This window comes from Zestomonas carbonaria, assembly GCF_904061905.1.
Taxonomy (GTDB): Bacteria; Pseudomonadota; Gammaproteobacteria; order Pseudomonadales; family Pseudomonadaceae; genus Aquipseudomonas; species Aquipseudomonas carbonaria.
Genome location: NZ_CAJFCI010000063.1, coordinates 1 through 10,248 on the forward strand (window position 1 = coordinate 1; position 10,248 = coordinate 10,248).

8 protein-coding genes are annotated in these 10,248 nt (G+C 66.2%); 5 read left to right on the forward strand and 3 right to left on the reverse strand.

The genetic code is table 11. From position 1 onward, the window contains the following. From PSEWESI4_RS15745 to PSEWESI4_RS15755, 3 genes are all read right to left on the reverse strand, one after another. Positions 1–93: NAD(P)-binding protein (locus tag PSEWESI4_RS15745; RefSeq protein ID WP_187672174.1), on the reverse strand; the 93-nt coding region annotated here is incomplete at its 3' end. 227 nt (positions 94–320) lie between these two features. After that, on the reverse strand, positions 321–986 hold the full coding sequence (locus PSEWESI4_RS15750; RefSeq protein ID WP_187672167.1) for a response regulator transcription factor: 666 nt from the start codon (positions 984–986) through the stop codon (positions 321–323). Continuing rightward, positions 983–4,378: a hybrid sensor histidine kinase/response regulator gene (locus PSEWESI4_RS15755; protein ID WP_187672168.1), complete on the reverse strand. Its 3,396-nt coding sequence runs from the start codon at positions 4,376–4,378 to the stop codon at positions 983–985. Before PSEWESI4_RS15755 ends, PSEWESI4_RS15750 begins: the two co-directional genes overlap by 4 nt. 316 nt (positions 4,379–4,694) lie before the next feature. Between PSEWESI4_RS15755 and urtA the strand changes: the two genes are divergently transcribed. From urtA to urtE, 5 genes are all read left to right on the forward strand, one after another. Beyond that, a complete protein-coding gene (gene urtA, locus PSEWESI4_RS15760) occupies positions 4,695–5,939 on the forward strand; it encodes an urea ABC transporter substrate-binding protein (protein ID WP_187672169.1) in 1,245 nt (414 codons plus the stop codon). Positions 5,940–6,182: 243 nt separating this feature from the next. After that, positions 6,183–7,100, forward strand: a complete 918-nt coding sequence (gene urtB / locus PSEWESI4_RS15765) for an urea ABC transporter permease subunit UrtB (RefSeq protein WP_187672170.1) — start codon at positions 6,183–6,185, stop codon at positions 7,098–7,100. Between the two features lie 112 nt (positions 7,101–7,212). Next, positions 7,213–8,385: an urea ABC transporter permease subunit UrtC gene (urtC, locus tag PSEWESI4_RS15770; RefSeq protein WP_187672171.1), complete on the forward strand. Its 1,173-nt coding sequence runs from the start codon at positions 7,213–7,215 to the stop codon at positions 8,383–8,385. Beyond that, positions 8,382–9,134, forward strand: a complete 753-nt coding sequence (gene urtD / locus PSEWESI4_RS15775) for an urea ABC transporter ATP-binding protein UrtD (RefSeq protein ID WP_187672172.1) — start codon at positions 8,382–8,384, stop codon at positions 9,132–9,134. Before urtC ends, urtD begins: the two co-directional genes overlap by 4 nt. A 260-nt stretch (positions 9,135–9,394) precedes the next feature. Further along, on the forward strand, positions 9,395–10,084 hold the full coding sequence (gene urtE / locus PSEWESI4_RS15780; protein ID WP_187672173.1) for an urea ABC transporter ATP-binding subunit UrtE: 690 nt from the start codon (positions 9,395–9,397) through the stop codon (positions 10,082–10,084). Positions 10,085–10,248: the final 164 nt, after the last annotated feature.

The window sequence follows — 10,248 nt, forward strand, 5'->3', positions numbered from 1 at the left end:
CTCCTGGCCGGCTTCAGCGGCTTTCTGCTTCAGTCGGCAGGCGGCGGACAGGCCGGACGGGCCGGCGCCGACGATGACGACGTCGAATTCCATAAATTCACGATCAGACACGGTGTTTTCCCCTTGGTTATTGGTCGCGCGGCCGCCGTGGGTTGGGCGGCCGTGGTCGTTAGGCACGATCAGGCGCGTGGTGCGGCATTTTCCTGGATTACCGGGCGCCGGGAATCACTCGTTTTGAGTAATTTGGCGCATTCTCCCGGATCATCCCTTCGTCTGCCAGCGCGAGGAGCGGGGAAGGACGGTGGTGCGTAGGGCGTCGCTCAGCGGCACAGCGAGATGGCCAGCGCCGCGGCGGCGGTGCGGGTTTCCACGCCGAGCTTCACGTAGACGTGTTCGAGGTGCTTGTTCACCGTGCGCGGCGACAGGCCGAGGATGTCGCCGATGTCGCGGTTGGTCTTGCCGCAGGCCACCCAGTGCAATACCTCGACTTCGCGGCCGGTGAGCTGGTAGCGGCTGCTCAGGGCTTCCAGGTTTTCCTCGCCGGTCAGCGTCGGCCGGCTCGCCGGGGCGCGCCTGGCCGCTTGCAACAGGCGAGCGGTGCGCAGGTGGGCGGCGACGCGGGCGAGCACTTCGTCGGTCTTCAGCGGCTTGGTGACGTAGTCGATGCCGCCGGCGGCGAAGGCTTCGACCACGTGTTCGCTGTCGGTCAGCGCGGTCATGAACAGCACCGGGATGTCGGCGATTTCCGCTTGGGCCTTGATCCGCCGGCAGGTCTCGAAACCGTCCAGCCCCGGCATCACCGCGTCCAGCAGGACCACGTCCGGGCGGCGGCGCTGCATGCGTTCCAGGGCGCTGGCGCCGTCCATCGCTACCAGCACCATGTAGCCGGCGGCGTCCAGGGCGTCGGAGAGCAGGGCGAGGTTGTCGGGGGTGTCGTCGACGATCAGCACGATGCCCGCTTGGTCGGGCTGTACGGCGGCGTTCATGGGGTTTCTCCTTCGGTTGGAAGCTCGGCGTGCTGCAGGGCGTCCTTCAGGCGGCGGTTGAAGTCGTTGAGCTGGAAGCGCTTGACCAGCCCGCGCAGTTGCTGGACGTAGGCGGCGCTGGCCGGCTCGTCGCGCTCGACGGCGTCGAGGCGTTCGAGGATGCCCTTCACGTAGCCGAGCGCACCCAGTTCGTGCAACTCGGCGAGGGTCGCGGCACATGGCGGAGTCAGCGGCGCCGGCGCGCCGGGCGTTTCTTCCTGGCGCTTGAGCCATTCCAGGCCCAGGTGGGTCTTGATCTTCTCCAGCAGTTGCGGGGTGTGCACCGGCTTGGCCAGGTAGTCGCTGCAGGTGGCGGCCACGCTGCGTTCGCGGTCGTCGGCGAAGGCGTTGGCGGAGATGACGATGATCGGCGCCCGGGACAGGGCGTTGCGGCGGATCAGCGCGCTGGTCTCCCAGCCGTCCATCAGCGGCATCGACAGGTCCATGAGGATCAGGTCGGGGTTGAGCAGCGCCACCTGGCGCACCGCTTCCTGGCCATTGCCCGCCTCGGCGATCTGGAAGCCCAGCGGTTCGAGCATGCCGGCCAGCACCTTGCGGTGTTCGACGTGGTCGTCGACCAGCAGCACCAGGCGGCGCGGGCCCCGGTAGCCGACGATGTCGTGCTCGACGTGCACCACCGCCTGCGGCACGCGCACCTCGGACAGGTACAGGCGCACCTGGAAGCAGGTGCCCTGGCCGGGCGCGCTGCGCACGTCGAGTGCGCCGCCCATCAGGGCGACGAGCATCTTGGTGATGGTCAGGCCGAGACCGAGGCCGTTGTCCTGGCGCAGCGGGTCGCCGCGCTCGAAGGGCTGGAAGATGCGTTCGAGCTGTTCCGGGGCGATGCCGATGCCGGTGTCGACGATCTCGAAGGTGGCGGTCTCGCGGGCGTAGCTGACGCGCAGGCTGACGCTGCCGCTGTCGGTGTAGCGCACGGCGTTGCCGAGCAGGTTGATGAGGATCTGGCGGATGCGCTTGTCGTCGCCGCGCACCACCGCCGGCATGCGCCCCTGCGGCTGGAAGCGGAAGGCCAGGCCCTTGTCCTGCGCCTGCGGGGCGAACATCTGCTGCAACTGGGCGAGGAATTCCGGGAAGGGGATTTCCGTCGGCTCCAGGTTGAGCTTGCCGGCCTCGATCCTGGCCACGTCGAGCAGGCCGTCGATCAGCGACAGCAGGTGCGAGCCGCTGCGCAGGATGGTCGCCAGGGCGTCCTGCTGGCCGGCGCTGGTGGCCGGGTCGCGCTGAAGGATCTGGGTGTAGCCGAGGATGCTGTTGAGTGGCGTGCGCAGTTCGTGGGACAGCCCGGTGACGTAGCGGCTCTTCGCCGCGTTGGCCGCTTCCGAGGCTTCCTTGGCCTTCTGCAGTTCTTCGTCGGTCTTGCGGTGCGCCTCGATCTCCTGCATCAGCAGGGCAGTCTGCCGGTTCGACTCTTCCAGCGCCACGTGGCGGCTCTCGCGGGTCAGCACCACCCACCAGGCGAGGCCGGCGGCGAACAGGGCGAGGACCATGAAGGCCTTGAAGAAGCCCTGGTAGAGCACCGCCTGCGCCGGGTCGCCAGCCAGGCCCTGGGACACCTGGCTGTAGATCAGCGCCAGGGCGCAGAACATCAGGCCGACCACCACGGTGAGCACGCCGAGGTAGTGGGCCAGCCGGGTGTGCAGGCGCGGTACCGAGGCGTTCGGCAGCAGCCAGCGGACCAGTGCGTCGAACTGCGCGGCGAGGCGCGCCTTGGGTTTGCACAGGTCGCCGCAGCGGGCGTCCAGCGAGCAGCACAGCGAGCAGATCGGAGCCCCGTAGGCCGGGCAGAAGGCGATGTCCTCGCGCTCGAAGGCATTGGCGCAGAGCACGCATTCGAGGTGGGTCTGCTGTGGATGCAGCAGCTTGAGGGTGCTGGTCCGCGCGATGTAGTAGCGGCCGCCGGTGAACCAGGCGATCAGCGGCGCGAACAGCAGCGCGGAGATCAGGGAAACCATCGGCGAGGCGGACTTGGCCAGTTCGCCGAACAGCCCGCCGTGGGCCACCACCGAGAGCAGCGAGGCGATCAGCATGGCGCCGACGCCGACCGGGTTGATGTCGTAGAGGTGCGCGCGCTTGAACTCGATGTGCTTGGGCGACAGGCCGAGCGGCTTGTTGATCACCAGGTCGGCGACCACCGCGCCGATCCAGGCGATGGCGACGTTGGCGTAGAGGCCGAGGACTTCCTCGATCGCCTCGAACACTCCCAGCTCCATCAGCATCAGGGCGATCACCACGTTGAACACCAGCCACACCACGCGGCCCGGATGGCTGTGGGTGACGCGGGCGAAGAAGTTCGACCAGGCCAGCGAGCCGGCGTAGGCGTTGGTGACGTTGATCTTCACCTGCGAGACGATCACGAACAGCACCATCGCGCCCATCGCCCAGGCCGGCGAGGCGAACACGTAGCCGAAGGCGACCAGGTACATCTGTGTCGGCTCGGCGGCGCGTTCGATGGGGATCTCGTGTTGCAGGGCGAGGAAGGCCAGGAAGGCGCCGGCGAGCATCTTCAGCGCCCCGGCGACGATCCAGCCGGGGCCGGCCATGAGCATCGCCGTCCACCAGCTACGGCGGTTGGCGCGGGTCTTCTCCGGCAGGAAGCGCAGGTAGTCGACCTGTTCGCCGATCTGCGTCACCAGGGCCAGCGCCACCGTGCAGGCGGCACCGAACGACAGCAGGTTGAAGGCGCCGGCCTCGCCCTCGCGGCCGGCGAAGCTGGTCCAGTCGCCGAGCGCCCCGGGGTTCTTGGCGATGACGAAGATATAGGGCAGGAACAGCAGCACCAGCCACACCGGCTGGGTCCACATCTGCAATCGGTTGATCAGGGTGATGCCGTAGGTCACCAGCGGGATGATGATGATCGAGCAGATCACGTAGGCCAGCGCCAGCGGGATCTTGAAGTACAGCTCCAGGGCCAGGGCCATGATCGCCGCCTCGAGGGCGAAGAACAGGAAGGTGAAGCTGGCGTAGATCAGCGAGGTGATGGTCGAGCCGATGTAGCCGAAGCCGGCGCCACGGGTCAGCAGGTCCATGTCCACGCCGTAGCGGGCGGCGTAGTAGCTGATCGGCAGGCCGGTGAGGAAGATCACCAGGCTGACCGCGAGGATCGCCCACAGCGTGTTGGTGAAGCCGTAGCTGATCGCCAGCGCGCCGCCGATGGCCTCCAGGGCGAGGAACGACACGGCGCCGAGGGCGGTGTTGGCGATGCGCAGTTCCGACCACTTGCGGAACGACTTCGGCGTGAAGCGCAGGGCGTAGTCCTCCAGGGTCTCATCGGCGACCCAGGTGTTGTAGTCGCGGCGGATCTTGGCGATGCGTTGCGGTCCGGTGTACTGCACGGCGGTGGTCCTGGCGGCTGGACGATGGGTGTAAATCTGCAACGTTCGTGCCTCGGAGTGCTGGTTACGGACCGCCCCTCACCTCACCCCAGCCAGGGTTGGGGTGAGGGTCGGTCTACCCGTGCCCATGCGCGCGTTACGGTCTCGTAGGCGTCATCCTGCACCACTCTGGCGCGCGGCTCAGTACGTCAGATGACGTATGCCGTTACGTCAATCTGCGTATAGGGCCCGGGCGCCCTCGCGGCCCATTCTTGCTCCCGAACCCAAGCCGGGCAGAGGCGATCCGGCGCGGCCAACCACCGAGAGGAGCAAGACCATGGATTCACGATTGACGGGAGCCAAACGATTCCTTCCCCGCCGACTCGCGCTGGGTGCCGCCGCACTCTCGCTGCTGGCGGCCAGCGTGTTCAGCCACACGGCGCTGGCCGACGGGGCGAACACCACCGGCCTGGCGGTCACCGACACCGAGGTCACGGTCGGCCAGTTGCACTCGGCCACCGGCACCATGGCGATTTCCGAGACCGGCTCGATCCAGGCCGAGCGCCTGGCCATCGAGCAGATCAACGCCTCCGGCGGTGTGCTCGGCCGGCAGATCAAGGTGATCCAGGAAGACGGCGCCTCCGACTGGCCGACCTTCGCCGAGAAGGCGCGCAAGTTGCTGGTGGGCGACAAGGTCGCCGCGGTGTTCGGCTGCTGGACCTCGGCCTCGCGCAAGGCGGTGCTGCCGGTGTTCGAGAAGGAGAACGGGCTGCTCTACTACCCGACCTTCTACGAGGGCCTGGAGCAGTCGAAGAACGTCATCTACACCGGCCAGGAGGCGACCCAGCAGATTCTCGCCGGCCTCGACTGGATCGCCCAGGAGAAGGGCGCCAAGACCTTCTACCTGATCGGCTCGGACTACATCTGGCCGCGCACCTCGATGAAGATCGCCCGCAAGCACATCGAGAACGTGCTCGGCGGCAAGGTGGTCGGCGAGGAGTACTACCCGCTCGGCAACACTCAGTTCGGCTCGCTGATCAACAAGGTCAAGCTGCGCAAGCCCGACGTGGTCTTCGCCGCCGTGGTCGGCGGTTCCAACGTCGCCTTCTACAAGCAGATGAAGGCCGCCGGGGTGACCGCCGAGAAACAGAACCTGCTGACCCTGTCGGTGACCGAGGATGAACTGCTCGGCATCGGCGGCGAGAACATGACCGGCTTCTACGCCTCGATGAAGTACTTCCAGAGCCTCGACAACCCGAACAACAAGGCCTTCGTCGAAGCCTTCAAGGCCAAGTACGGCAAGGACGCGGTGATCGGCGACGTGACCCAGGCCGCCTACCTCGGCCCGTGGCTGTGGAAGGCCGCGGTGGAGAAGGCCGGCAGCTTCGACGTCGACAAGGTGGTCGCCGCCTCGCCGGGCATCGAGCTGAACAGCGCGCCGGAGAGCTACGTGAAGGTCCACGACAACCACCACCTGTGGAGCAAGACCCGTATCGGCCAGGTGCAGGCCGACGGCCAGTTCAAGGTGGTCTACGAGTCCGGGCTGATCGAGCCGGATCCGTTTCCGAAGGGTTACCAGTAGGGGATTGTGGGGTGGGGCGATGCTCCGCCCCTCACCCTCACCCTGGCTACGCGCCCCGCTCCTGAGGGAGAGGGGACTGGTTCGGCGTAGCGGGAGATCGAGGCGCCAGCCGGCAACTCCGCAATAACCCCCTCTCCCCCCCCCCGGGAGAGGGCTGGGGTGAGGGAGCGAACTTCCAGGCCATCGCGTGAGCTACCCCAACCACTTCGGCAAAACCCACCCATCCACCAGGAGACCATCATCATGGAATGGCTATCAGAGTTCGGGGCCATCGTCGTCATGCAGGGCTTCAACGGGCTATCGGTGTTCTGCGTCCTGCTGCTGATGGCCCTGGGGCTGGCGATCATCTTCGGCCAGATGGGCGTGATCAACATGGCCCACGGCGAGTTCCTCACCATCGGCGCCTACACCACCTTCCTGGTGTCGACGCTCACCTACCAGTACGCGCCGGCATTCGGACCGTACTACTTCTTCGTCGCCATCGTGCTGTCGTTCTTCATCGCCGGGGCGATCGGCTGGCTGGTCGAGTGGGCGATGATCAGCAAGCTCTACCAGCGCCCGCTGGACACCCTGCTGGCCACCTGGGGTCTGTCGCTGGTGATGCAGCAGGCGTTCCGTTCCACCTTCGGTGCCCGTGAAGTCTCGGCGACCCTGCCGGACTGGCTGATGGGCTCGTTCAACCCCACCGAGGCCATCGACATTCCGCGCAACGGCGTGTTCGTCATGGGCCTGACCCTGCTGCTCACCGCCGCGCTGTTCCTCATGCTCTACCGCTCGCGCTGGGGCCTGCAGGTGCGCGCCACGGTGCAGAACCGCCTGATGGCCCGCGCGGTGGGGATCAACACCCGCAAGGTCGACCGCATGACCTTCGCCCTCGGCTGCGGTGTGGCCGGGGTGGCCGGCGCGGCCTTCACCACCATCGGCTCGACCGGGCCGACCGCGGGCTCCTTGTACATCGTCGATACCTTCCTGGTGGTGGTGTTCGGCGGCGCCTCCAGCCTGGTGGGCACCATCGCCTCGGCGTTCAGCATCGCCCAGGCGCAGTCGATCACCGAGTTCTTCATGAGCGGCTCGATGGCCAAGGTGCTGACCCTCTCGGTGGTGATCCTGATCCTGATGCTGCGCCCGCAGGGGCTGTTCTCGATCAAGGTGCGCAAATGATGAGTACGCCGAAGCGGCTTTGCTCCCCTCTCCCATTCATGGGAGAGGGGCCGGGGGAGAGGGAGCCGGTTCGCCGGAGCAGTGGAGATCGCATCAGCATGAGGAACCGGACATGAACTCGACACTCGACAAATTCCTCGGCGGCAAACAGGGCGCCATCGGTCTCGCGGTGCTCGCCGCGCTGATCCTGGTGGTGTTCCCGCTGCTGCTCGACGCCTTTCGCCTGAACATGGTCGGCAAGTACCTCACCTACGCCTTCGTCGCCGTCGGCCTAGTGCTGTGCTGGGGCTACGGCGGCATCCTCAGCCTCGGCCAGGGCATCTTCTTCGGCCTCGGCGGCTACTGCATGGCGATGTTCCTTAAGCTCGAGGCGTCCGACCCGGAGAGCACCAGGATCCAGTCCACCCCCGGCATCCCGGACTTCATGGACTGGAACCAGATCACCGAACTGCCGCTGATGTGGCAGCCGTTCCACAGCTTCACCTTCACCGTCTTCGCGGTGATCGTGGTGCCGGTGGCGCTGGCCCTGGTGATCGGCCTGGCGATGTTCAAGCGCCGCGTCGGCGACGTGTACTTCTCCATCGTCACCCAGGCCATCGCGCTGATCCTCACCGTGCTGATCATCGGCCAGCAGGGCTACACCGGCGGGGTCAACGGCATCACCGACCTGAAGACCCTGCTCGGCTGGGACATCCGCAGCGACGAGGCGAAGCTGATCCTCTACTTCGTCAACGCCGTGCTGCTGCTCGGCTGCATCCTGCTCGGCAAGTTCATCCTGTCCTCCAAGCTCGGCCGCCTGCTGGTGGCGATGCGCGACAAGGAAGAGCGGGTGCGCTTCTCCGGCTACGACGTGGCCAGCTTCAAGGTCTTCGTGTTCTGCATCGCCGCGGCGTTTTCGGCGATCGGCGGGGCGATGTTCACCCTGCAGGTCGGCTTCATGTCGCCGAGCTTCGTCGGCATCGTGCCGTCGATCGAGATGGTCATCTTCGCTGCGGTCGGCGGGCGCCTGTCGCTGCTCGGCGCGGTGTACGGCGCGCTGCTGGTCAACTTCGGCAAGACCTACTTCTCCGAGACCTTCCCCGAGCTGTGGCTGTACCTGATGGGCGGCCTGTTCATCGCCGTGGTCATGTACTTCCCCAATGGCCTCGCCGGGCTGTGGGACAGCCACGGACGCAAGTGGCTGGGCAGGCTCAAGCGCAAGCCGGCCGTCGTGGTGGCCAGCGCGAAACCTGGCGGCGGAACCCCGGCCAGCCAGAAACCCCGTGAACTGGAGACCACCCCATGAGCCCGACAGGATTCCCCAAGCCGGTGCTGGCCATCGAGGGCCTCACTGTATCGTTCGACGGATTCAAGGCGGTCAACGACCTCAACCTCTATCTCGACCGCAACGAGGTGCGCGTGGTGATCGGCCCCAACGGCGCCGGCAAGACCACGGTGCTCGACCTGATCTGCGGCAAGACCAGGGCCACCAGCGGCAGCATCCAGTTCGAGGGGCGCGAACTGACCCGGATGCGCGAGTACGACATCGTCCGCGCCGGGGTCGGGCGCAAGTTCCAGAACCCGTCGATCTACGAGAACCTGACGGTGTTCGAGAACCTGGAGATGTCCTATCCCAAGGGCCGCAAGGTGTTCGGCGCGTTGTTCTTCAAGCGCTCGGCGGAGGTGGTTGAGCGGGTCGGGCAGGTGGCCGGCGAGATCGGCCTCGGCGAGTTCCTTCACCAGCAGGCCGACCTGCTGTCCCACGGCCAGAAGCAGTGGCTGGAGATCGGCATGCTGCTGATGCAGGACCCGGCGCTGCTGATGCTCGACGAGCCGGTGGCGGGGATGAGCGTGTCCGAGCGGGTACAGACCGCCGAACTGCTCAAGCGCATCAGCCAGGGGCGTTCGGTGCTGGTCATCGAGCACGACATGGAGTTCGTCAAGAGCATCGCCCACAAGGTCACCGTGCTGCACCAGGGCCGGGTGCTGGCCGAGGGCAGCATGGAGGCGGTGCAGAGCAACCCGAAGGTGGTCGAGGTGTATCTGGGGCACTGATGGGTCCCTGCTCCCGGATATGGAGGCGCTGGTGTTCCGCCCCTCACCCCCAGCCCTCTCCCGAGGGGAGAAGGAGCAGTCCGCGGCCTTCCCGTAGCACCGTGCCTGGACCCCTGCACCGACATTCCCCTCTCCCTCTGGGAGAGGGCCAGGGTGAGGGGCGGTCTTCCAAGCAACCACCAATGCCGTGACGTCCACCGAACCAAGTTCCATTGGTTGGGTACAGCGATACCCAACGCATCGAGCGCAAGGAGTCATACATGTTCAAGATCAGCAACCTCGTCTCCGGCTACGGCCAGAGCCAGATCCTCCACGAGCTCGACCTCGACGTGGCCAAGCGCGAGATCGTCGCGGTGATGGGCCGCAACGGCATGGGCAAGACCACCCTGTTCAAGAGCCTGATGGGCATCCTGCCGCAGTGGGGCGGGCAGATCAGCGTCGATGGCAAGGACCTGTCCAGGTTGGAAACCCACCAGCGTGTGGAAAGCGGCATCGCCTACGTGCCGCAGGGGCGGATGATCTTCCCCAGCATGACCGTGCTGGAGAACATCCAGACCGGCCTGCCGGCGTCGGCCAGGGGCAAGGTGCCGGACGACCTCTACGCGCTGTTCCCGGTGCTCCACGAAATGCGCGGCCGCAAGGGCGGCAACCTTTCCGGTGGTCAGCAACAGCAACTGGCGATCGCCCGCGCGCTGGCCACCAACCCCAAGGTGCTGCTGCTCGACGAGCCGACCGAGGGCATCCAGCCGTCGATCATCAAGGACATCGCCCGCAGCCTGAAGGAGATCCGCAACCTGCGCGACCTGACCATCATCGTTTCCGAGCAGGTGCTGTCGTTCACCATGGAAATCGCCGACCGCTTCCTGGTGATCGAGAAGGGCCGCTTCGTGGTCGAGGAGACCCGCGACAAGGTCGATGAGGCGAGCATCAGCCGGTATCTGTCGGTGTAGCGTTTTCATTGGATTCCCGCGCACACGCACTACTGTCCGGAATATTTTCGAGGGGGCGTCTGGATGGCTTGCGGGGGCTGAAGGCACGGGTTAAACCGTTGAGCGCCAACTCAACCTCACAGCCCCCGCAAGATGTTCAGGATAAGCCGTTTTCACGATGTACT